This is a genomic window from Phytopseudomonas punonensis (assembly GCF_900142655.1).
Lineage (GTDB): Bacteria > Pseudomonadota > Gammaproteobacteria > Pseudomonadales > Pseudomonadaceae > Aquipseudomonas > Aquipseudomonas punonensis.
In genome coordinates this window covers 42,747-65,390 of sequence record NZ_FRBQ01000011.1, presented here as the reverse complement: position 1 = coordinate 65,390, position 22,644 = coordinate 42,747, and the positions used below count along the sequence as shown (strand labels likewise).

Annotated in this window: 22 protein-coding genes; 13 read left to right on the top strand and 9 right to left on the bottom strand. The window is 60.5% G+C overall.

The annotated features are described in order from the left end of the window. Nucleotides 1-69 precede the first annotated feature (69 nt). From BUC40_RS20320 to BUC40_RS20310, 3 genes are read left to right on the top strand one after another with little or no spacing between them, the layout of a single operon-like run. Nucleotides 70-543, top strand: coding sequence for an MFS transporter (locus BUC40_RS20320; protein WP_073268229.1), 474 nt, complete (start codon nucleotides 70-72; stop codon nucleotides 541-543). Nucleotides 544-567: 24 nt separating this feature from the next. Further along, nucleotides 568-1,344 (top strand): class II glutamine amidotransferase, encoded by a 777-nt coding sequence (locus BUC40_RS20315; RefSeq protein ID WP_073268227.1) that lies wholly within the window; start codon nucleotides 568-570, stop codon nucleotides 1,342-1,344. A 29-nt stretch (nucleotides 1,345-1,373) separates the two neighbouring features. Beyond that, the gene (locus tag BUC40_RS20310; RefSeq protein ID WP_073268225.1) at nucleotides 1,374-1,907 is read left to right on the top strand and encodes a DUF2937 family protein; all 534 of its coding nucleotides are present in this window, start codon (nucleotides 1,374-1,376) and stop codon (nucleotides 1,905-1,907) included. Between the two features lie 86 nt (nucleotides 1,908-1,993). Here BUC40_RS20310 and BUC40_RS20305 read toward each other — a convergent pair whose 3' ends face one another. From BUC40_RS20305 to BUC40_RS20290, 4 genes are all read right to left on the bottom strand, one after another. Beyond that, nucleotides 1,994-3,172 (bottom strand): vWA domain-containing protein, encoded by a 1,179-nt coding sequence (locus tag BUC40_RS20305; protein WP_073268223.1) that lies wholly within the window; start codon nucleotides 3,170-3,172, stop codon nucleotides 1,994-1,996. Between the two features lie 9 nt (nucleotides 3,173-3,181). Next, complete coding sequence (locus tag BUC40_RS20300; RefSeq protein WP_073268221.1) at nucleotides 3,182-3,577, bottom strand: GFA family protein; 396 nt, start codon at nucleotides 3,575-3,577, stop codon at nucleotides 3,182-3,184. Beyond that, nucleotides 3,577-4,422, bottom strand: coding sequence for an AAA family ATPase (locus tag BUC40_RS20295; protein ID WP_073268219.1), 846 nt, complete (start codon nucleotides 4,420-4,422; stop codon nucleotides 3,577-3,579). Before BUC40_RS20295 ends, BUC40_RS20300 begins: the two co-directional genes overlap by 1 nt. Before the next feature lie 104 nt (nucleotides 4,423-4,526). Continuing rightward, nucleotides 4,527-5,600 (bottom strand): AsmA family protein, encoded by a 1,074-nt coding sequence (locus tag BUC40_RS20290; RefSeq protein ID WP_073268217.1) that lies wholly within the window; start codon nucleotides 5,598-5,600, stop codon nucleotides 4,527-4,529. Between the two features lie 134 nt (nucleotides 5,601-5,734). Here BUC40_RS20290 and cysK point away from each other — a divergent pair, with 134 nt between their 5' ends. Beyond that, nucleotides 5,735-6,709, top strand: a complete 975-nt coding sequence (gene cysK / locus BUC40_RS20285) for a cysteine synthase A (protein WP_073268215.1) — start codon at nucleotides 5,735-5,737, stop codon at nucleotides 6,707-6,709. A 104-nt stretch (nucleotides 6,710-6,813) separates the two neighbouring features. Here cysK and BUC40_RS20280 read toward each other — a convergent pair whose 3' ends face one another. After that, a complete protein-coding gene (locus BUC40_RS20280; RefSeq protein WP_073268213.1) occupies nucleotides 6,814-7,701 on the bottom strand; it encodes a DMT family transporter in 888 nt (295 codons plus the stop codon). Nucleotides 7,702-8,134: 433 nt separating this feature from the next. On the opposite strand from BUC40_RS20280, the gene BUC40_RS20275 reads away from it, so the two are divergent. From BUC40_RS20275 to BUC40_RS20265, 4 genes are all read left to right on the top strand, one after another. Further along, a complete protein-coding gene (locus tag BUC40_RS20275; protein WP_073268354.1) occupies nucleotides 8,135-10,252 on the top strand; it encodes a TonB-dependent receptor family protein in 2,118 nt (705 codons plus the stop codon). A gap of 192 nt (nucleotides 10,253-10,444) precedes the next feature. After that, nucleotides 10,445-10,573, top strand: coding sequence for a PA1414 family protein (locus BUC40_RS23260; RefSeq protein ID WP_279627155.1), 129 nt, complete (start codon nucleotides 10,445-10,447; stop codon nucleotides 10,571-10,573). Nucleotides 10,574-11,167: 594 nt separating this feature from the next. After that, nucleotides 11,168-12,733: a methyl-accepting chemotaxis protein gene (locus BUC40_RS20270; protein WP_073268211.1), complete on the top strand. Its 1,566-nt coding sequence runs from the start codon at nucleotides 11,168-11,170 to the stop codon at nucleotides 12,731-12,733. Between the two features lie 69 nt (nucleotides 12,734-12,802). Further along, on the top strand, nucleotides 12,803-13,402 hold the full coding sequence (locus BUC40_RS20265) for a tRNA-uridine aminocarboxypropyltransferase (RefSeq protein WP_073268209.1): 600 nt from the start codon (nucleotides 12,803-12,805) through the stop codon (nucleotides 13,400-13,402). Nucleotides 13,403-13,428: 26 nt separating this feature from the next. Here BUC40_RS20265 and BUC40_RS20260 read toward each other — a convergent pair whose 3' ends face one another. The 3 genes from BUC40_RS20260 to BUC40_RS20250 all read right to left on the bottom strand — a co-directional run bounded on the left by BUC40_RS20260 (nucleotide 13,429) and on the right by BUC40_RS20250 (nucleotide 16,473). Next, nucleotides 13,429-14,277, bottom strand: coding sequence for a pirin family protein (locus tag BUC40_RS20260; protein ID WP_073268207.1), 849 nt, complete (start codon nucleotides 14,275-14,277; stop codon nucleotides 13,429-13,431). Nucleotides 14,278-14,405: 128 nt separating this feature from the next. Next, nucleotides 14,406-15,143 carry an MlaA family lipoprotein gene (locus tag BUC40_RS20255; RefSeq protein ID WP_139272216.1) on the bottom strand — a complete coding sequence of 246 codons (738 nt, stop codon included), beginning with the start codon at nucleotides 15,141-15,143 and terminating at the stop codon, nucleotides 14,406-14,408. Between the two features lie 31 nt (nucleotides 15,144-15,174). After that, nucleotides 15,175-16,473, bottom strand: a complete 1,299-nt coding sequence (locus tag BUC40_RS20250; RefSeq protein WP_073268203.1) for a serine/threonine protein kinase — start codon at nucleotides 16,471-16,473, stop codon at nucleotides 15,175-15,177. 277 nt (nucleotides 16,474-16,750) lie between these two features. Here BUC40_RS20250 and BUC40_RS20245 point away from each other — a divergent pair, with 277 nt between their 5' ends. Continuing rightward, on the top strand, nucleotides 16,751-17,125 hold the full coding sequence (locus BUC40_RS20245; RefSeq protein WP_073268201.1) for a hypothetical protein: 375 nt from the start codon (nucleotides 16,751-16,753) through the stop codon (nucleotides 17,123-17,125). 44 nt (nucleotides 17,126-17,169) lie between these two features. Here BUC40_RS20245 and BUC40_RS20240 read toward each other — a convergent pair whose 3' ends face one another. Further along, nucleotides 17,170-18,726, bottom strand: coding sequence for a glycoside hydrolase family 17 protein (locus tag BUC40_RS20240; RefSeq protein ID WP_073268199.1), 1,557 nt, complete (start codon nucleotides 18,724-18,726; stop codon nucleotides 17,170-17,172). A 196-nt stretch (nucleotides 18,727-18,922) separates the two neighbouring features. Between BUC40_RS20240 and BUC40_RS20235 the strand changes: the two genes are divergently transcribed. The 4 genes from BUC40_RS20235 (at nucleotide 18,923) to fliG (ending at nucleotide 22,642) form a co-directional block, all read left to right on the top strand. Next, complete coding sequence (locus tag BUC40_RS20235; protein ID WP_073268197.1) at nucleotides 18,923-19,249, top strand: ComEA family DNA-binding protein; 327 nt, start codon at nucleotides 18,923-18,925, stop codon at nucleotides 19,247-19,249. Between the two features lie 235 nt (nucleotides 19,250-19,484). Further along, nucleotides 19,485-19,814 (top strand): flagellar hook-basal body complex protein FliE, encoded by a 330-nt coding sequence (fliE, locus tag BUC40_RS20230; protein WP_073268195.1) that lies wholly within the window; start codon nucleotides 19,485-19,487, stop codon nucleotides 19,812-19,814. Between the two features lie 16 nt (nucleotides 19,815-19,830). Further along, on the top strand, nucleotides 19,831-21,633 hold the full coding sequence (gene fliF, locus BUC40_RS20225; RefSeq protein ID WP_073268193.1) for a flagellar basal-body MS-ring/collar protein FliF: 1,803 nt from the start codon (nucleotides 19,831-19,833) through the stop codon (nucleotides 21,631-21,633). Continuing rightward, entirely contained in the window at nucleotides 21,626-22,642 is a 1,017-nt protein-coding gene (gene fliG, locus BUC40_RS20220; RefSeq protein WP_073268191.1) for a flagellar motor switch protein FliG, read from the top strand. Before fliF ends, fliG begins: the two co-directional genes overlap by 8 nt. Nucleotides 22,643-22,644: the final 2 nt, after the last annotated feature.

The window sequence follows — 22,644 nt, the reverse complement described above, 5'->3', positions numbered from 1 at the left end:
GGCCAGGCAACTGCCGAAAATACGGATTTGCCCGTTCGAGCCCAGTCAAGCAAGGGAACCATCCCCCTCATGATCGAAAACGACTATCTCCTCGCCTGGGGCGCTTATGCGATTGCCGCATTGGGCTGCCTGCTGGTGTGGTTCAAGATTACCGGCTGGATGTGGCGCTACCTGCGTGAGCCGCTGCGGGTGCTGGTGGCGATCCTGCTGTTTTGCCCGACCATCGTCGACCCTGCCAAGGAGCTGTTCGCACCGGCTGTGGCGATCGTCGCCCTCGATCTGATTTTCAAGGTGGGCAGCAACGCCTGGCGTGCTGTGGCGGATCTGGCGATGTACGGGCTTATCGTGTTCGCCATCTATTTGGTGTTCGTGGCCATACGCTGGCCGTTCCTGAGCCGCGCCAAGACTCGCAAGGCCGCGCGTGAAGAACAGCAGGGCGATGACAGCGACCTGACCTTGCGCGAGCGTCTGCAGCAGGATCAGGAGCCAGAGTACAAGGCGCCACGGGGCAGCCGTAGTACTCGCGTCGAACCGCGTTTGTAAACCTGAGAGAGCGAGAGCCAGATCATGTGTGAGCTGCTCGGTATGAGTGCCAACGTCCCCACCGATATCGTTTTCAGCTTCACCGGGCTGATGCAGCGTGGCGGGCGTACCGGGCCGCATCGAGATGGCTGGGGCATCGGGTTCTACGAAGGGCGCGGCCTGCGTCTCTTCCAGGACCCGCGGGCGAGCAGCGAATCTGAAGTGGCGCAGCTGGTGCAGCGCTATCCGATCAAGAGCGAAGTGGTGATCGGGCATATCCGCCAGGCCAATGTCGGGCGCGTGTGCCTGGCCAACACCCATCCCTTTGTGCGTGAACTGTGGGGGCGCAACTGGTGTTTCGCCCACAACGGCCAACTGGCCGATTTCCGCCCGGCGCTGAGCTTCTACCGCGCCATTGGCGATACCGACAGCGAGTCGGCCTTCTGTGACCTGCTCAACCGCATTCGTACTGCCTTCCCGGAAGCTGTGCCGATCGAGGTGCTGTTGCCTGAACTTGTCGCAGCCTGTGCGGCCTATCGACAGCACGGCGTGTTCAACTGCCTGCTCAGTGACGGCGACTGGCTATTCAGCTTTTGCTCGACCAAGCTGGCGCACATCACCCGGCGCGCGCCCTTCGGCCCTGCACACCTGCGTGATGCCGACATGAGCGTGGATTTTCACGCCGAAACCACGCCCGATGACGTGGTTTCGGTGCTGGCCACCGAGCCGTTGACCGACAACGAAGCCTGGTCGGTCTATCAGCCTGGTGAATGGCGCCTGTGGCGCGCCGGCGAATGCATCGCCCAGGGCCAGAGCAACTGACTGACGTCCCGCGGGGCGACGAGGGAAGGATGATAAGAAGTTATCTGCGTCTGGCGTTGTTTGCTCTTGGCCTGCTGCTGGGCGTTCAGGTGCCCGGCTTCATCGATGATTACGCCAAGCGCGTCGAAGCCCACCGTCTTGAGTCCGAACAGAGTCTGAGCGGCTTTCGTGATACTGCCCGGCGCTTCTTCGACGGTAACCTGCAGCGCCTGGTCGGCCACTATCGCAATAGCAGCGATCCGGTAATGCAGAGCGATGCGCGCAGCGTCGGCCTGCTGGTCGAGCGCTCTGCGTTGCTCGAGAAAGAATCCCTGGCGATGCAAGGTCCCTGGTATGGCCAGGTCTGGCACCTGGCAACCGCTGCCGATGCGCAGTTGCTGGCAGAAACCCGGGCTGCCTACCGCTATCAGGTGCTGCTGGCGCCGGAGGCGATCGCCTGGGGTATCGCCTGCGCGCTGTTTATCGCCTGGGTAGTGGAAAGCATCCTGCTGTTGCTGGCTTTGCCATTTGGCCGTCGTCAGCGCCGCGTTGCGCCAGAGCGACAGACGCCGCGCATGCGTTGAAGTGGTTGCGTAGCCTGGGTTGAGCGAAGCGATACCCAGAGCCTTTCCCGGGTGTCGCTGCGCTCGACCCGGGCTACAGGTTGCAGCTACCTGGCCAGAAAGCGCATCCCGTCTTCCAGCCCCTGCAGAGTAAGCGGGAACATCTGGTCGTTGATCAACTCGCGAATGATGCCGGTCGACGTGGTGTAGTCCCAGGCTTCCCGCGGGTAGGGGTTGATCCAGATAAGCTTCTTGTAGGTTTCTATGAAGCGGCGAATCCACAGGTAACCCGCTTCCTCGTTCCAGTGCTCGACGCTGCCACCCGGCTGGGTGATCTCGTAGGGAGCCATGGCCGCGTCGCCGATAAACACCACCTTGTAGTCGGCGCCGTACTTGTGCAGCAGGTCGTGGGTGGACATGCGTTCGGCATTGCGGCGCAGGTTGTTCTTCCATACCGATTCGTACACGCAGTTATGGAAGTAGAAATACTCCATGTGCTTGAACTCGGTACGGCAGGCCGAGAACAGCTCCTCGCAGACCTTGACGTGGGCGTCCATGGAGCCGCCGATATCGAACAGCAGGAGCAGCTTGACCGTGTTGCGACGCTCCGGGCGCATCTGGATGTTCAAAAGGCCGCCGTCACGGGCGGTGTGGTCGATGGTGCCATCGAGGTCCAGTTCGTCCTGGGCGCCCTGGCGGGCGAACTTGCGCAGGCGGCGCAGGGCCACCTTGATATTGCGCGTGCCGATCTCCACCGAGTCGTCGAGGTTCTTGTACTCGCGCTGATCCCACACCTTGACCGCTTTGCCTTGGCGCTTGCCGGCATCGCCAACGCGGATGCCCTCCGGGTTGTAACCGCCCGATCCGAACGGGCTGGTGCCGCCGGTGCCGATCCACTTGTTGCCGCCGGCGTGGCGTTCCTTCTGTTCTTCCAGGCGTTTCTTGAACTCCTCGATCAGTTTGTCGAGGCCGCCAAGGGACTGGATTTGCGCGCGTTCCTCGTCGGTCAGCGAACGCTCGAATTCCTTGCGCAGCCATTCCTCGGGGATCAGCGCTTCGAGGTGCTGGTCGAGGTTCTGCAAACCATCGAAGTAGGCGGAGAAGGCACGGTCGAACTTGTCGAAATGACGCTCGTCCTTCACCAGAATGGCGCGAGCCAGGTAATAGAACTCGTCCATGTCGGCAAACACGACCTTGTGCTTGAGCGCATCGATCAGGTCGAGCAGTTCGCGCAGGGACACCGGCACCTTGGCCGCGCGCATTTCGTTGAACAGGTTGAGCAGCATGGCGCCCCCTCAGTTGTGATCATCGACGGGTAAACCGTCGTTGAGGCAGTACCAATCGGCCTTCGAGCGGGTGTAGATGTGCTTTTGCTCAAGGTTTTGCAATGGCGTATCCAGTGTGCCAAGCGCGACCGACACCCACTTCGGATAAGGCTGCTCGGCGAACCACTGCAAGTTTGAGCCACAGTGCTGACAAAAGGTGCGGCCTACGCCTGGCGATGAGGTGAAGGTGCTGACCGACTCTTCGCCTTGAGTGAAGCGAAAATGCTCGCGGCGCACGTTGCCGTAGGTGGCGAATGCCGCGCCGTGGCTCTTGCGGCACTGGCCGCAATGGCAATGGTTGGCCGATTTGATAGGCGCGTCGATCTGATATTTCACCACGCCGCACAGGCAGCTGCCGCTATGCATCAGCGATTACCGCGGCGTGCCATAAAGGCCAGGCGCTCAAGCAACTGCACATCCTGCTCATTCTTGACTAGGGCCCCGGCCAGCGGCGGGATGGCTTTGGTCGGGTCGCGCTCGCGCAGCACCGCTTCGCCGATGTTGTCGGCCATCAGCAGCTTGAGCCAGTCGACCAGTTCGCTGGTCGAGGGCTTCTTCTTCAGGCCTGGCACCTTGCGCACGTCGAAGAACACGTCCAGCGCTTCGGCCACCAGGCTGTTGCTGATGCCGGGGTAGTGCACGTCGACGATCTTCTGCAGGGTCTGGCGATCCGGGAAGGCGATGTAGTGAAAGAAGCAGCGGCGCAGGAAGGCGTCCGGCAGCTCCTTTTCGTTGTTCGAGGTGATGATGATGATCGGCCGGTGCTTGGCCTTGATGGTCTCGTCGGTCTCGTAAACGTAGAACTCCATCTTGTCGAGTTCCTGCAACAGGTCGTTGGGAAACTCGATGTCGGCCTTGTCGATCTCGTCGATCAGCAGCACCACGCGCTCGTCGGCCTCGAACGCCTCCCATAGCTTGCCCTTCTTGATGTAGTTGCGAACGTCGTGAACCTTGTCGGAGCTGAGCTGCGAGTCACGCAGACGGCTGACCGCGTCGTACTCGTAGAGGCCCTGGTGTGCCTTGGTGGTGGACTTGATGTGCCAGGTGATCAGCCGCGTGCCGAAGGATTCGGCCAGTTGCTCGGCGAGCAGGGTTTTGCCAGTGCCGGGCTCGCCCTTGACCAGCAGCGGGCGCTGCAGAGTGATGGCGGCGTTGACCGCAAGCTTGAGGTCATCGGTGGCGACATAGTGCTCGGTGCCTTCGAACTTCATCGGGAATCCTCACGCGGTGCAGGCGAATACGAAAGCGCCGACTATAGCGTGCCCGGCTCACGGCTGTGAACGTTGCCGGCGTATTCAGTCACTGAATGGACAGCTCACGGCTCTTCAGCGGCGTCGCGTTCGAAACCACTGTTGAAGGCCTGGATGAAGCCGTTGCGCAGGATGCCGATAAAGGCCTGGAAGGCGCTGATATCCTGCTGCTTGGTGCTGCCGCGCAGTTCCACGCGGGTGGCGATTTGATCGCGGGGCCGATTCTTGAGCACCTTTTCGCTACCGGCGACCACCGCTTCCCAGATCGAGCGGAAGAAGCCTTTGTTCTTGTTCTCGACATCCTGCTGCCAGTCGAACACCTCGACGTTGCGCAGTAGCGGTTTGATGTAGCCGCTGAGCTGGGAGTCTTCGGCAATCGCTTCGACCACGATATCGCCGGTGCCCGACTTGAAGTCGAATTTGCCGTAGGCGTTGGCCAGGTTATTCAGGCGTGGCAGCTCGATATCCGTGGCCCGCACGCGGAATTCGAAGTCTTGGAAGTTGTGATAAGGGTCGAACACCGCGCTGGCTTCCAGCGGCGCTTGATCCATCAGCTTGGCCTTGCCTTCGAAGCGCGCCACGCGGTCGCCCTGTTCGTCGGCCACGTTGGTCAGGTTATAGAAGCTGGCCTGGATGTCATTGGCCTTCAGTTTCACCCGCGGTGAGGTATTGAAGTTGTAAAAACCCAGGGTGCCATCGTTGATCCTTGCTTCGTTGAGGGTAATGGGCAGCAGCTTGTTCAATTGCTCGCGCCAGTCGGTGCCTTCACCAGTTTGCGAATCTTCGCTGCTTTTGCCGTCGACAAAGTTCACCTCGGGGCGCTCGAACACCACCCGGGCGACCACCGCATGATTCTCCAGCAGTTCGTTCCAGCTCACCGAAATGTCGATCTGCGGCGCGTCGATGAAGGGCACCGGCAGGTTCTGGGTCACCTTGACGATGCGCAGGCCATTGATTCGGTAGCCGCCGCGCCACAGTGCCACGTCGATGTCATCAATCTGGCCGCGGTAATCACCCATCTCGGCCAGCTTGTCATTCAGGTAATTGCGCACCATGTAGGGCAGGGCGACATGCACGACCAGCAGCAGGGTGAGCAGGCCGAGGCAGATCCACAGGGGCAGGCTGTAGCGACGTTTCATCGTGGGTGTCCGGTTACGCGGTGTGTGGAGTTGACTGCCGCCGATCTACCGGAGTTCGAACTTCCAGACGCTGGACGTGTTCTGGCTTGAGGCATAGGCTGACGGGCTCAGTCATGACAAGGAACCGATACACCATGAGCCGTATTTATGCAGACAACGCACAGGCTATCGGCAATACACCCCTGGTGATGATCAACCGCCTCGGGCCCAAGGGCGTGACTATTCTGGCCAAGATCGAGGGCCGCAACCCGGCTTACTCGGTGAAGTGCCGGATCGGCGCCAATATGGTCTGGGATGCCGAGTCTCGCGGCGTGCTCAAACCGGGCATGACCCTGGTCGAGCCGACCTCTGGCAACACCGGTATCGGCCTGGCGTTCGTCGCCGCCGCACGAGGCTACAAGCTGATGCTGACCATGCCGGCCTCTATGAGCCTGGAGCGCCGCAAGGTATTGAAGGCGCTGGGCGCCGAGCTGGTACTCACCGAGCCGGCCAAGGGCATGAAAGGGGCGATCGACAAGGCCGCCGAAATCGCCGCCTCCGATACCAGCAAATACTACATGCCGCAGCAATTCGAGAACCCGGCCAACCCGGCGATCCACGAGAAGACCACCGGCCCGGAAATCTGGAACGACACCGAGGGTGCCATCGATGTGCTGGTCTCCGGCGTTGGCACTGGCGGCACCATCACTGGTATCTCGCGGTACATTAAGCAGACGCAGGGCAAGGCGATCCTCTCCGTCGCGGTGGAGCCGGTTTCATCGCCGGTGATCACCCAGACCATAGCCGGTGATGAGGTCAAACCCAGCCCCCACAAGATTCAGGGCATTGGCGCCGGCTTCGTGCCGAAAAACCTCGACCTGTCGATTGTCGACCGCGTCGAGCAGGTGACCGACGAAGACGCCAAGGCCATGGCTCTGCGTCTGATGCGCGAGGAAGGGATTCTTTGTGGTATTTCCTGCGGCGCGGCGATGGCAGCGGCGGTACGCCTGGCCGAACAGCCGGATATGCAGGGCAAGACCCTCGTGGTGATCCTGCCGGACTCCGGCGAGCGCTACCTGACGAGCATGCTGTTCAGCGACCTGTTTACCGAGCAGGAGCTGCAGCAGTAGCTATTCAGCTTTTGTGGGAGCGCGTGTGGACGCCCAGTCCGTGCGCGCGATCACGGGCTCTAGCAGTCAGCTCTCACTGATGAGCAGCTAACTGCCGCGTACGCCTAAGTCGGCATCTTCGTCGTAGGACGAACCACTAGCCACAAAGCGATGGCAATCAGGATCCCTCCATACAGGTGCGCCCAGGACAGCGGCTCGTCGAGCAGCAGCGCGCCCCACAACACGCCGAATATCGGAATCAGAAAGGTGGTGGTCGAGGCCTTGATTGGCCCGATGTCGTTGAGCAAGCGGAAATACAGCACGTAGGCAAATGCGGTGCAGCCCAGCCCCAACCCCAGCAGTGACGACCATTCCAGCCAACCGCCCCAACTGGCTGGCGGCTGTATCGCCAGCGAGCCGCCGAACATTGGTAGCAGGAACAAGCTGGCGCCCAGTAGGCTGCCAAATGCGGTAAGTCGATTGTCCAGACCACCCGCTATCCAGCGGCGGGTTAGAAAACCGGCAAAGCCGTAACACACCGTAGCTAGCAGGCAGGCCAGGGCGCCTAGCAGCAGGCTAAGGTCCATCTCTGCCGGGCCGCTGCGGGTCAGTACGGCGACACCGAAAAGGCCGAGAGCGACACCCGCGGCCCGTGTCAGCGTCATCGCTTCGGCAAAAAACAGTGCTCCGATCAGCACCCCCATCAGTGGTGTGGTGGCATTGATGATTGCCGAATAGCCCGCCGGCAGCACCATCGCCGCCATGCTGTACATGGCCGAAGGAATACCTGCATTGATCACGCCGAGCATCAGGCAGAGGCCGAGCTTGCCGCGAAAGTCCCACTTCACCCGCATCAGCAGCAGGATCGCCAGCAGCCCGAGCATGGCTATCGAGGCGCGAAAGAAGGCCGTTGGCATGCTACCGATAACCGGCGCGACAACCCGCATGAACAGAAAACTGGCGCCCCAGATCGCAGCGAGCAACAAAAGGCGCAGCATGTCGGCAGGGCGCAAGGCAGGCTCCAGTCAATGAGAGAGGGCCGGCAGTGTTGCCGGATGATGCGAGCAAGGCAAGCCTGCAATTGGTTGATATCGGAGCCAGGAGGCAGGCCATCCGCGATACACGAGCCGTCGATCTTGAGGCGTAGCGCACGTGAAGGTTCCGCCAGGGTAAGGCAATGCCAATTCGGTTATCTCCGGGCACTCACTATTGTTTGAACAATCGCTTTGGCTGGCGGGTCGCACGTCAAGCCTGCCCGACCGTATAGTGCAGGCCCTGCGGTTTTGCGAATGCTAAGAAAGTTGAATTCGCCATGCCACGATTTGCTCAACCATCCCGATCCGGATGGCGGCGCCGGGTGTGCCAATGCTGAACAAGGAAAGGATCATGTCTACCAGCTGCACAGCAATCTCCCAACCTTCGCAGCTTTGCCGCCTCACCAAGGCCATGCTGCTATGCAGTTGCGCGGCGGCCGGTAACTCGCAGGCCCAGGAGGCATCTGGCAGCCTGGTGCTCGAACCCAGCGTGGTCAGCGGCTCACGCAGTGCGGCGCAAAGTTTTGACCTGCCGTTTTCGGTGGACAGCATCGATCGCGAGCAGATAGCTGATGGTCAGCTTGGGATCAACGCATCCGAAGCGTTGACACGGGTGCCGGGGCTGGTGGTGCAGAACCGCCAAAACTACGCGCAGGACTTGCAGATATCCTCCCGCGGCTTCGGCGCGCGCTCAGCTTTCGGCGTGCGTGGGCTGAAGTTGATCACCGACGGTATTCCTGCGAGTACGCCGGATGGCCAGGGCCAGGCAGCGACCTTCAACCTGGATACCGCCGACCGTATCGAAGTGCTGCGTGGCCCTGCCTCGACCTTGTATGGCAGCAATGCTGGTGGGGTGATCCAGATGTTTTCCCGTGATGGCATCGGCCGGCCGCGTATCGGCGCCGAGACGCTGATCGGTAGCGACGGCCTGACTCGCAATCACCTCACCGCCGAAGGCGAGGCAGATGGCGTCGGCTTCGTACTCGACGCCTCGCGGATGGACACCGACGGTTACCGCGACCACAGCTCGGCGCGCCGTGATCAGATCTTTGCCAAGCTCAATTTCAAGCCGGATGAAGACAGCAAGCTGGCGCTGATCTACAGCAGCCTGGAGCAGAATGGTACGCAGGATCCGCTGGGGCAGGAATGGGAGGCTTACAAAGCTGATCCGCGTTCGGTGGCGAGCAACGCCACTCGCTACAACACGCGAAAAAGCATCGACCATCAGCAACTTGGAGCGAATTATGAGCGGTATTTTGGTGATGCGACGCTGCAAGTGACCGCCTATGCGGGCAAGCGTCATGTCGTTCAATATCTTGCCATCCCCATAGAGCCAAGTCCTAGACCCGGTGTTGCGCCCATCAACCCTCAGGCCAATCCGGGTAACAGCGGTGGCGTGGTGGACTTCGAGCGAAAATTCCACGGTGGCAGTGTGCGCTGGCTTCAACCCATAGAAGGTGTGGCTGGAAATCTTGAGCTCGTCTACGGCCTTGACTACGACCAGAGTCGAGACGACCGCCAGGGTTACGAAAACTATGTAGGTACGCTGCCGGACGTGAATCGTGGTGTTAAAGGCAACCTGCGCCGCAATGAGGTGGACACTGTCACCAGCCTGGATCCCTACGCCCAGGCTACGTGGATCATCGGCAACTGGACGCTGCAGGGCGGCTTGCGCTACAGCACCGTCGAAGTGGATGTCGATGACAAGTACATAGTTGTCGGCAATGGCGATGACAGCGGCACCAAACGTTACGAAAAGGCCACCCCATCGGTCAACGTCGGTTATGCCTTCACGCCTGACCTGAACGGTTACGTCAGCGTCGGCAAGGGCTTCGAGACGCCAAGCCAAGCCGAGTTAGCCTATTCCCAAGGAAATTCCGGCTTCAACTATGGCCTGGAACCGTCTGAAAGTACCCAGTACGAAATCGGCTTAAAAGCTCGTATCGCCGGAGAAACCCGGATCAATGCCGCGATCTTCCAGATCAACACAGATGACGAGATCGCCGTGCTGGAAAATCGCGACGGGCGCACCAGTTACCAAAACGCCGGCAAGACTTTGCGGCGCGGTTTCGAACTGGGCGTCGACAGCCAGTTCGCCGAGCGATGGTCTGCCGCGCTGGCGTATACCTATCTGGCCGCAACGTACGATTCACGTTTCGCTGCTGGCAATAACATCATCGACAAGGGCAACAACCTGCCTGGCGTGCCACGCACCACATTGTTTGCAGAGGTTGCCTGGAAGCCAGTCGATGGCATCAGCACCGCTGTGGAAGGGTCATATCGCAGCAAGGTCTACGTTGAAGATACCAACATCCAGAAAGCTGCGCCGAGCTATGCAGTGTTCAACTGGCGCACCCGCTTCGAGCAGAACTTCGGGCCCTGGAAAACCCACCAGACTCTGCGCCTGGATAATCTGCTGGATAAGCAATATGTCGGTTCGGTGATCGTGGGCGACGGTAACAACCGTTATTACGAGGCTGCGCCCGGACGTTCTTGGTATGCGGGCGCAGGTGTGGAGTACCAATTTTAAGCGGCCACTGCAGCGGTGCTGCTGGCCGATGGGCAGGCTTGGTAGCGAGAGCCGCTGCCAGTTGCAAACTAAGCGACGTTCGGTAGCGACTTGCAATGCTTTGCGGCTGTTTTGCTCTCCACTACCGTGCAGCTTTCAGCTACTCTCAAGGCAAGTGGTCACCATAGCCGCGCGTAGTTCGAGGAAATCCTTATGAAAGCCTGGTTCGAAAAAGTCACTGCCCAGTTCACCGCTCTGTTTGCTCCGCGCATGCAGCCAATTCCGATCCGTAGCGAAGAGCAGCGTCGCTTGGCCGAAGAGCAACGCCGCCGACGTCGCTGATCGTTCCAGTCAGCTGATCAAGAGCGCCGCCCTGGCGCTCTTGGGCTTTTAAAGCGGCGAAGCTGCTTTCTCATTGCTGTCTAATCAGCTCTGCTCCTGCGTGCACGTACAACTTGCTTGTGCACCTTCTCCGCCGTCTCGTTCGAATCCTTCCTTGTCGGACGTTGTATTTCAATTACCCAATTCTTCTCGCCAGCTATCGCTCTGCTGTTGTTGCGGTAGATATCTGATCGATTTCCCCGCCTGTTGATTGCCAATAAGCCCGCGATTTATCAGGGGCTTTACTACGCGCGCGGCCTGGCCTCGAGTGACCGCCGCAACTGCAGGTTCGGGGCTCTGTTTGCAAAAGCGGTAGTGATGCAGCCTTCTCGATGCTCTCAAGTCATCGACCTGCTTGCCGACATTATGAAAAGCCCGTTCGGGTAAGCAGGGAAAGTAATGGCAAGGAGCCGGCTAGCACGGATGCCATATGCCTTTTCCTGTTTTTGATAATTGAGATATCAACCGCCTACCCATGCTGGCACTGTAGTTTTGCTGTGCTAGACATAGTGGAATGGAAAGGACGTACCCTTCACGTATTAAAGGATTACAGCCATGCGTCAGAATCTTCCGGTGACTCAAAGGGAAAGGACTTTTCCTGGCCATGAGCGGTTGATCTCCACTACCGACCTGAACAGCAAAATCACCTATTGCAACGATGCCTTCGTGGCTATCAGCGGCTTTACGCGTGAAGAGCTAATAGGTGAGCCGCACAATCTGGTACGTCATCCCGATATGCCGCCAGCTGTATTTGGCCATATGTGGGACACCATCAAGCAGGGCAAACCCTGGATGGGCATCGTCAAGAATCGCTCCAAGAATGGCGATTTCTATTGGGTTAGCGCCTATGTCACGCCGGTTTATGAGAATGGCAAGGTCGCAGGCTACGAGTCGGTCCGTTCTTTGCCCACCGAAGATCAGAAGCGCCGTGCGGAGAAGTTGTACGCCCGTTTGCGTAATGGCAAGTCGCCGGTGCCGGCGATCGAACACCTGACTTATGACCTGATCCGCTCCTGGCCGCTAATCATCGCGGCGTTGATTATCCTGGCGGCTCAGACGGCACTCTCCGGGGTATGGCTGGCGCTGCTGGTGATCGTGGTAATGACGGCGCTGGCCTCCTATCAGCTGTACAGCAAACGCGCGCTGATTCGGCGCACCCTTGATGAGCATCCCAAGGCTTTTACCAGCAGCCTGGTCGCGCTCACTTATAGTGACAACCGTGGCGCCCAGGCGCTACTCGACATGGCCATGATCAGCGAAGAAGCGCGGTTGCAGACGGCTCTGACGCGCCTTGAAGACGCCGGCGTCAACGTCAAGAAGCAGGCGGCCCAGGCTGCCGGCTATTCGCGCTCGGGCGCTGAAATGCTCGACCAGCAGCGCAGCGAGACCGATCAGTCGGCAACCGCGATCAATCAGATGGCGGCGACCATTCAGGAGGTCAGCCAGAACGTGCAAAGCACCAGCCATGCCGCCGAGGAGGCGGATCGGCTCGCAAAAGAAGGGCGGCAGCTCGCCGGTGGCAGCCTGGAGTCCATGCATCATATGGCCCAGGCAGTCGTGGATATCGGCCAGGCAGTGAACGATCTGGCCAACTCCACCCAATCGATCGGCAGCGTGGCCGACGTGATTACCTCGATTGCCGAGCAGACCAACTTGCTGGCACTCAACGCCGCTATCGAAGCAGCCCGTGCCGGCGAGCAGGGGCGGGGCTTCGCCGTGGTGGCCGACGAAGTGCGTTCGCTGGCCTCGCGCACCCGCGAATCGACCCAGCAGATTCACCAGATCATCGCCTCGCTGCGTGCCGGGGCCGAGCGGGCCGTCGCCACGGCCGGGCGCGGTGAAGAGATCTCCCGGGAAAGCGTGCAGAGTGTGGAAGCAGTGCGGATCGCGCTGGACGGCATCAGCGAATCGGTGAGTCGCATCAGCGGCATGAGTCAGCAGATCGCGGCAGCTTCCGAAGAGCAGGGACAGGTGGCTGACGACATCAGCCGGCAGATCACCCGTATCGCCCAGTTGTCCGAGCAGGGCGCCGAGCAGGCCCACCAGGGCGCTGCCATCGGCAAAGAGCTGGAAACCATGGCCGATTACCTGCACAGCCTGGCCGAGCGCTTCAACCGCTAGCCATACGTACACCGCTTCTCGGCTGCGCGGGTGTGCTATGGCACACTGCGCGGCCGAGGAGACCCGCCCATGTCACGCCCCCGCTGTTCCTGCTGCAAGCGCCCGGCAAGCCACTGCCTGTGCGCGCTGATCCCTGATCTGTCGAGCTGCACCGAAGTGCTCGTGCTGCAGCACCCCGATGAAGTCGACCATGCGCTCAATACAGCCAATCTCGCTGTGCTGGGTTTGCGCAATGCCAACTTGTGGGTGGGCGAAGTATTCGACGATTTGCCGGCCTGGTTGGCAGAGCCGGGCTATCGTGTGCGTTTGCTGTTTCCCGGTGATGAGGCGCAGCCGCTGACCTTGGCCAGCAGCGAAGAGGAGAGCCGCCCGATGCGCCTGGTCGTGCCAGATGGGACGTGGCGCAAGGCCCGCAAGCTCTTGCATCTGAATCCACTCTTGGCAGCGTTGCCGCGTGTGACTCTGCGAGATGTGCCGCCTTCACGCTATCGATTGCGCAAAGCACCGATGGAGGGATCGTTGTCGACGCTGGAGGCGATAGTTGCGGCATTGAACGTTCTTGAGGCCCCTAATGATTACGGGGAGCTGCTCAAACCGTTCGATGCTTTGATCGAGGGGCAGATCGCGGCGATGGGGGAGGAGACCTTCAGGCGTAACCACCTGCGTTAAGCGGATGCACCTGCGTGTATCTCTGTTCAGCCAAAGGTGCCATCACGGAAGTCGCGCAGCGCCTGTTCGATTTCTTCCCGGCTGTTCATCACGAACGGCCCGTACTGCACGATCGGCTCGTTCAACGGCTTGCCGGCAATCAGCAGAATGCAAGCGCCGCCTTCACTGCTCAAGAGCAACTCACCGTCATCATCGAGCCTGACCAGTCGACCTGCTTTGACCTCATGACTCTGCTGTGCCTGGATTTCGCCCTGGTACACATACAGCACAGCGCGGTGGCCAGCGGGTAGTTCGGGGCGTACCGCGCTGCCAGCAGGCAGGCGCAGGTCGTAGATATGCGGCTCGGTGCGTGGGCGCTGAACCGCGCCGGCCTGGCGAAACTCGGCTTCTACGAAGGTGCCGGCGATCACCACCGCCTCGACACCCTCAGCTGTGTGCAGGCGCGGAATCTGCGTGCTGGGAATGTCGCGATAGTCCGGGTCGGCCATTTTGCTGTCTGCGGGCAGGTTGAGCCACAGCTGGAAGCCGCGCATGGCGCCTTGTTCTTGCTCGGGCATCTCGCTGTGAATGATCCCGCGTGCGGCGGTCATCCATTGCACGTCGCCGCCTTGCAGCAAGCCTACATTGCCCATGTGGTCCTCATGACGCATACGGCCTTCAAGCATGTAGGTGATAGTTTCGAAGCCGCGGTGTGGATGGGGGGGGAACCCGGCGATGTAGTCATCGGCGTTGTCGGTGCTGAACTCGTCGAGCATCAGAAACGGATCGAAGCGCTCGATGCCGGCACCACCAATAACACGATTCAGGCGCACACCAGCGCCGTCAGAGGCCGGTTGGCCAGGTTGAACGGCAAGTACGCGACGTAGCTGGTTCATGCGATGTCTCCTGAAAAGCAATGAGCCTATGGTAGGCGAGCTGGTTCGGGAGATGGGTGGGAAAAGATCACGTCAATGATCGAGAAAATCGATCTGGTAGGCGGCGCCTTTTGGCGCCGCCTACTGCATCACTCGGCAATCTGCAATTTGCGCGACTCGGTGTAGAAGAAGCGCAGCTTCTCGTATTCGAACGGCGAATTGAGCTGGCCGTAGCGGAAGCTGGTAGTCGCACGCTGATCGATGCCCCTGATCACGATGATTTCGGGGTGGCTCTTGGTGATTTCGGCGACGTTGAGGTAGTTGATCTCCTGAGAGACCCCATAATCCACTACCAGGCCCGTGGTATCTCGCAGGTTGGAGGGGCCGAGGATCGGTAACATCAGGTAGGGGCCGGCAGGGGTGCCATAGAAGCCCAGGGTCTGGCCGAAATCCTCACTGTGTTTGGGCAGCCCCATCAGTGTGGCTGGATCCCACAGGCCGACCACACCCAGCGTGGTGTTGAACAGCAGGCGCGCAGTGGTGCTCAGGGCGCGCTCGCCCTTTAGCTGCAAGGCGCTGTTGACCAGGTTAGGGACGTCGCCAAGGTTGCTGAAAAAGTTGGTCACGCCCTTTTGCACGAAGCCTGGCGTGACGTAGCGATAACCGTCGACAACTGGCAAGAACACCCATTGATCGAAGCGATAGTTGAAGTGGTAGACGCGCCGGTTCCATGACTCCAGCGGATCCTGGATTTCCAGAGCCGAAAGCGTCGAGCGTTCGAATTCACGCTGGTTTAGGCCCGGGTTGAACTTGAGCTCCTTGAGCGGCTGCTTGAAGCCGTCGTCCTCGACGGTGGTTTGAGCGGAAACAGTGCCACAGCTCAGCATGGCAGCGAACAGCGCGAGAGTAGGGAAGGACTTAGCCACGGAAGAACTCCAACATGTCGTTGCTGTTGACGCGGTAATTGAGGTTGCCGCAGTGGCCGCCGTACGGGTACACGGTCAGGCGGTCGCCCATGGTGCGACGCAGGAAGCCAAGGTCACCTGGGCCCAGAATCACGTCATCGGCGTTGTGCATCACGGAGATTTTCGGGCTGTTCTTCAGGTAATCCTCGATGCCGTAAAGGCTGACCTCGTTGATCAGCTGGGTCATGCTGCCGCCGTCATAACGGGCGCGCCACATCGGGATCAGCTGCTCGGCCATGTAGCAGTCGAAATCGCACTGCAGCGCGCGGCGGAAGAACGGTGTGAGGCTGGTGCCCTCGCCAATCGGGTAGTCAACGGGCGTGATCAGGCCGCGGCGGTTGATCAGATCCGAGGTGAAGGCGATATCGGCAGCCGAGAAGCGGAACGAGGTGCCGATCAACATGGCCAGCTGCTCGTTGGTGAGGTGCTCCTTGGACTGCTGGAAGTCGTAGAGCAGGGCGTCGTTGATATCGACGTAACCCTTCTGCTGGAAGTAGCGGGTCAGTTTGGCCAGCACCAGCTCATAGAAGGTGGTGCGGTTGCTGATGCCTTTCACCTCGGTCTGGACCAGGCGATCCAGATTGGTTATCGAGGTGTACAGATTGACCGGCGGATTGAGCATCAGTACGCGCTTGAAGTTGAAGCTGCGGCGAGTTTCGTCCAGTTGGCTGACGAACGCCGCATGCAGGGCGCCGAGACTGTAACCGGTCAGGTAATAGTCGGTGACCTGCAGGCGCGGATGCTGGGCGCGTACGGCTTGCATGGCGCGGTACATGTCTTCGGCATCGTCACGGCTGATGCCCGGCGTGGCAAAGCGCGAGGCGGACGTCATGAAGTCGTAGCTGGTCGGCGATGACAGCTGCACAACGTGGTAGCCGGCCCCATAGAAAAGCTTCTTCAGGTATTCGGGCGTGCTGCTCGAGTAGGGCGCGCCGGTACCGGCGATGATGAAAATCAGCGGGGCAGGACCATCCTGCTCGGCCAACCGGTAGCTCATCTTGGTCACTGCCCAGAAGTTGTCGGGCAGCTGGAATTCACGCTCCGGGCGCAGGCGCACCTGGTAGTCGGCCTGCTTTATGTCCGCATCTTCCGGCAGCTTCGGGCGCAACTCCGGCGGCGTGGTTGCGATGGTCGCTTCGAACGGATTGGTCAGCGGGTAGCCGTAGGTCTGCGGGTCGATGTCAGCGGCCCATAGGGACGCGCTGAACAGCAGGGTGCCGAGCAAGGCTGCAAGACGTGAGGTGAAAGACATACAAGATCCCTTTGGAAGAGAACATTCTTTTCAGAGGTGGGGCCCACGAGCCCGTGCTTTCGGCGTCAGCCGCGATGACTAGGACAACCACCGTTGTATCAAAGTGCCATGGGAAATTTTGCCAGGTTGCCGAAGGGGTATACCAGATGGTGGATTTGCCGCCAACGGCCGAGTAGACGGGACTTCGCGGCGTATTCGACCATCGCTGATTTGCCGCTTGCATCCGTCTGCTGGGAGATTATGCTGGGCGCCGTTTTCAAGCCCTCTGGAGTGCAGCATGCCTCGTCGTCTGTCTATCGTTGCGTTGGTAATCGCCGCGCTTCTCTGCGTGATCGCCAGTTACGCGTTGCGCTATCTGCTTATGGAGGGTGATCAGTGGGTCGGCCGCTGTGTCGAAGACCCAACCAACCTGGCATGCCAGGTGCGCGCGACACTGGGTTGGATGATCCACCTGCGCATCATCGCCTGGGCTGCGCTGGGTTGTGCGCTGCTGTCATTCGTATTGCCGGGTGTCTGGGGCTGGCGCCTGGCGGTGCCTGGCCTGCTACTCGCCCTGCCGGCATTGGCGCTGTATACAGCCAGCCTGGCGGTGTTTGCAGTCGTATTGTCTTTGCTTCGTCTGGTCCGCAAACCCGCCCTGGCACTTCGCTGATCGAGCCTGACGCTGCGTGATGACGCAGCGTCAGGCAGGTCTGCTCAGTGCTGTCTGGAGCGCTGCAGGCTGCGCCACAGGGCAGCTGCCAACAAGGCGCTGGTGATCGCCCAGCCGATGGCTTGCAGGTTATCCAGCGTCTCTTCATAGAGCTGCGGCACGATGCCTGCGGCGATCAATACTGCCAGCAGGGCAATTTCTCGACGTGGCGCCGTGACCGGGCGTATCAGGTAAACCAGCGCCGGTAGCAGCAGTGCGGCGCTCGGGAAGCTGCGATAGCGCGCGTCGGTGACCATTGCCAGCATCATCACCGCACCGGCGAAGCCCGCCGCCGCCAACCACCAGCCTGCACGACGCTCCAGCCAGCTGAAAACCCCAGCACGCCAGCCTTGCGCCGTGGACAACGCCAACGCGGCGTGGGCCAGTACCAGCAGGTTGAGAGCGAGCAGGGCGCTAGCCCATAACCATTCACCGACGTAGCGGCTGGTAACCCAGGCCAACTCAGCCCACAGGCCGATACAGCCAGCGCCCAGTGCAGCCAGCAGTGGCAGCAAAACGGCGTTGCGTGTCGAACTCGGACGCCCGCCAACCAGCAGGCCGAAGGCTAGAACACCAGCGCTGATCGCAAGCCATAGCGGCCAGTGCGGCAGGTTGGAAACCGGCCCGGCGAGAATCGATTTGTCTTGGCGGTCCGCGTCGTATAGCCCCCAGAAGCCGCCGACAGCACCTTCACTGACGCGCTTCCAAGGTTGGTCGAAGGCCTCGATCAGGTTGTAGCGCCAGCCATGCTGCTCGGCCAGGGCGACAAAGCCTCGGATGAAGGTCGCCTGGTTGACGCGGCTGGGCACGGCGGTCTCGCGCTGACGGCCTTCGCTGGGCCAGCCGGTCTCGCCGATCATGATGTCCTTTGGCGCGAACTGCTTGCCGAACAGCTCGCGTACTTCGGTTACTTCATGCAGGGCCGCGTCGATGCCGGCAGGGTTGTCTTCCCAATAAGGCAGCAGGTGGATGGTGATGAAGTCCACCGCTGGGGCCACTTCGGGGTGCTTGAGCCAGAACTCCCAGACATCGGCGTACGTCACCGGCTGGGTGATTTCGGCTTTGACCTGGTTGATCAGCTCGACCAGTTGGCCGCCGGTGACTTCCTTGCGCAGCAGTGCCTCGTTGCCGACGATCACGGCTTCGACGACGTCCGGGTTTTCCTTGGCCAGTTTGATCAGGCCCTGGATTTCAATGGCCGTGTCATGTGGGTTGCGGCTGACCCAGGCGCCAGTGATCAGCTTCAGGCCGTGTTTGCGTGCCAGCTCTGGCAGCTTTTCCAGCCCGGTGACAGAGTAGGTGCGGATGCACTGGAAGCGCTCGGCGAGCAATGCCAGGTCGGTGTCCATCTGCTCGGGGTGAATTTGCAGAGGCAGGTCGAACGGCGATTGATCCTTGCCGAATGGCGTGTAGGACGCGCATTGCAGCTTGTGCGTCGGCGTTGCCGCGTCAGCCAGTACGACCGGCTTGCCGATGGTTTGCCAAAGGCTGCCCAGCGCGAGAAAACCGATGATGCAGGCACAGATATAAGGAAGCAGAGGAAAGCGGGCGGTGGCGGGCATGATCGAACACGCGTGGAAATGGAGACGCGCATCTTAGCGGCGAGCAAGTGCTTTAGATAGCTGCGAGATAGCCACGGAAAAAGTGGTTACAAAGCCAACCTTTGACAGCTCAGGCACGCGGACTAGTTTTCAACATGCGGCGTAAGGAGTGCCCGCGTCGCTCACCTCGAGATGAATCACTACAGGACGTTCGATCATGCTGAAAACTACCCTGCAAGCCCTGCTGTTCGCCACCATTGCTGGCATGTCGCTGTTGGCCACCGCTAACGAGACGACGAAGACGCCCGCCACCGAACCGGTCGCTCAGCAAGTTGCCGAACTCAACCCCATCAACCTCAATACCGCCGACGCCGAAACCCTTCAGCGTGAGCTCAGTGGTGTGGGCGCGGTGAAGGCGCAAGCCATCGTCGCCTACCGCGATACGCACGGCGAGTTTGCCTCGGTTGATGAGCTGCTCGAAGTCAAAGGTATTGGCGAAGCCTTGCTGGAGCGCAACCGCAGCAAGCTGACTGTCAACCAGTAAAGCCAGGCTCTTTCTTGCCGTGTCTCCTCCCAGAGCGCGGCTTTTTTATGACTGGCATTTAGCCTGTATGTAAGAAACTCATCAGCCATTTCCTGGCTCGCTTTCTGCTTACCATCATAATGCTGCGTCGACTCGGACAGTTGTTCTGACGCTTCCGGTAGTTGGCACCCTTGTTGCAATCACCCTTACAAAGCACACGCGGCGTCAAAAAACCGCGGTCAGTGGAGGAAGGGTTATGAGTCAGGGCGTCGCGTTCAATCGTCTAATGCTGGAAATGCGCTCCATGCAGGCTGAGGCCATGGTGCGTAAACCGGCTGTGGCCGAAGCCCAGGAAGCCGGTGCGCCGAGCTTCTCGGACATGCTCGGGCAAGCGGTGAACAAGGTCAGCGACACCCAGCAGGCTGCCAGCCAGCTCGCTACGGCCTTTGAAATGGGCCAGAGCGGGGTCGACCTGACCGACGTGATGATCGCATCGCAAAAATCCAGTGTTTCCTTCCAGGCCATGACTCAAGTGCGCAACAAGCTGGTTCAGGCGTACCAAGACATCATGCAGATGCCGGTTTAAGGGGTAGATTTCGATCATGGCCGACGCACTCGCCGTAAACGTACCCGCCACCGCTGCCAGCAGCGCGCCGAAGAAGCCGCTGTTCGGGCTGACCTTCCTGGAAAACCTGTCCGATATGCCAGTGCTGCGCCAGGCCGGCCTTTTGGTCGGGCTAGCAGCCAGCGTGGCGATCGGTTTTGCCGTGGTGTTGTGGTCGCAGCAGCCGGAATACAAGCCGCTATACGGCAGCCTCGACGGGATGGACGCCCGCGGCGTTATGGAAACCCTGACCACCGCCAATATCGACTACACCATGGAGCCGAACTCCGGCGCGCTGCTGATCAAGTCCCAAGACATGGCGCGTGCGCGCATTCTCCTGGCGTCAGCTGGCGTTGCGCCTACCGATACCAGTGTGGGTTTCGAGATTCTCGACAAGGAGCAGGGCCTCGGTACCAGTCAGTTCATGGAGGCCACCCGCTATCGTCGTGGCCTGGAAGGCGAGTTGGCGCGCACCGTATCGAGCCTGAACAACGTCAAGGCCGCTCGCGTGCATCTGGCCATCCCGAAAAGCTCAGTGTTTGTGCGTGATGAACGCAAGCCCAGCGCATCGGTACTGGTCGAGCTGTACTCGGGCCGCAACCTGGAGCCAAGCCAGGTGATGGCCATCGTCAATCTGGTCGCCAGCAGCGTGCCGGAAATGGACAAGGGTCAAGTTACTGTCGTTGACCAGAAGGGCAATCTGCTGTCCGATCAGCAGGAAATGTCCGAGCTGAGCATGGCTGGCAAGCAGTTCGATTACAGCCGCCGCATGGAAAGCCTGTTCACCCAGCGCGTGCACAACATTCTGCAGCCGGTGCTCGGCATGGGCCGCTACAAGGCTGAGGTCTCGGCAGACGTTGATTTCAGCGCCGTCGAGTCGACCTCGGAAACCTTCAACCCGGACCAGCCGGCACTGCGCAGTGAGCAGCAGGTCAACGAGCAACGCAGCAGTGGCAGCGGCCCGCAGGGCGTCCCGGGTGCGCTGAGCAATCAACCGCCTGGTCCGGCAACCGCGCCGCAGCAGACGGGTGGTGCAGCCGCGCCTGGTGGCCCGATTGCGCCTGGTCAGCCGCTGGTCGATGCCAACGGTCAGCAGATCATGGATCCGGCCACCGGCCAGCCGATGCTCGCACCGTACCCGGCTGACAAGCGTGACCAGTCGACCCGTAACTTCGAGCTCGACCGCTCGGTGAGCTATACCAAACAGCAGCAGGGGCGCCTGCGCCGGCTTTCTGTCGCGGTTGTCGTGGATGACCAGATGCGTGTCGATCCGGCCACCGGTGAAGCGACTCGCGTGCCGTGGACCAGCGATGACCTGGCACGCTTCACTCGCCTGGTGCAGGACTCGGTCGGTTTCGATGCCAGCCGTGGTGACAGCGTCAGCGTGATCAATACCCCGTTCAGCAGTGAGGCTGCTGAAGTGATCGAGGTGCCGTGGTATCAGAGCGAGCTGTTCCTGATGGCCATGGGCGGTCTCAAATCGCTGTTCCCGGCGCTACTGATCTTCCTGCTGGTGTGGTTCGTGCTCCGTCCGGTGCTCAACAACATCACCGGCGGTGGCAAAGGCAAGGATCTCGCTCTGGCTGGTGGCGGCCGCGATGGTGATGTGGATCTTGGCGAGATGGGCGGCCTTGATGGCTTGTCCTCTGATCGGGTAAGCCTCGGCGGGCCGCAGAGCATTATGTTGCCGAGCCCGAGCGAAGGGTATGATGCACAACTCAATGCGATCAAAAGTCTGGTCGCGGAAGATCCGGGCCGTGTCGCCCAGGTAGTCAAAGATTGGATCAACGCCGATGAGTGAGAATCGCACCGCCGCCAAGATGAGCAAGGTCGAGAAGGCCGCGATTCTTCTGCTCTCGCTCGGTGAAACCGACGCCGCCCAGGTGCTCCGCCATCTGGGCCCCAAGGAGGTCCAGCGCGTGGGCGTGGCCATGGCTGCCATGCGCAACATCCACCGCGAGCAGGTCGAGCAGGTTATGGGCGAGTTCGTCGAAACCGTCGGCGATCAAACCAGCCTCGGCGTCGGCGCTGACGGCTACATTCGCAAGATGCTCACCCAGGCTCTGGGCGAGGACAAAGCCGGCAACCTGATTGACCGTATTCTGCTCGGCGGCAGCACCAGCGGCCTGGATAGCCTGAAGTGGATGGAGCCGCGCGCGGTTGCGGACGTGATCCGCTACGAGCACCCGCAGATTCAGGCCATCGTGGTCGCCTATCTGGATCCTGATCAGGCCGGCGAAGTGCTCGGGCATTTCGACCACAAGGTGCGCCTGGACATCGTGCTGCGGGTATCCTCGTTGAATACCGTGCAGCCTGCAGCGCTCAAGGAACTCAACCTTATCCTCGAGAAACAGTTCTCCGGCAGCTCCAACACCACACGCGCCACCATGGGCGGCGTCAAGCGTGCTGCGGATATCATGAACTACCTCGACAGCTCGGTCGAAGGGCCACTGATGGACTCGATTCGCGAGATCGACGAAGACCTGTCGTCGCAGATCGAAGACCTGATGTTCGTGTTCGACAACCTGGCCGATGTCGACGACCGTGGCATCCAGGCGCTGCTGCGCGAGGTGTCGTCAGATGTGCTGGTGCTGGCGCTCAAGGGCGCGGACGAGGCGATCAAGGAGAAGGTTTTCAAGAACATGTCCAAACGTGCTGCAGAGCTGCTGCGTGATGATCTGGAAGCCAAAGGGCCGGTACGGGTCAGCGATGTTGAAACGGCGCAGAAGGAAATCCTTACTATCGCCCGGCGCATGGCCGAGGCCGGCGACATCGTTCTGGGCGGCAAAGGCGGCGAGGAGATGGTTTAAAC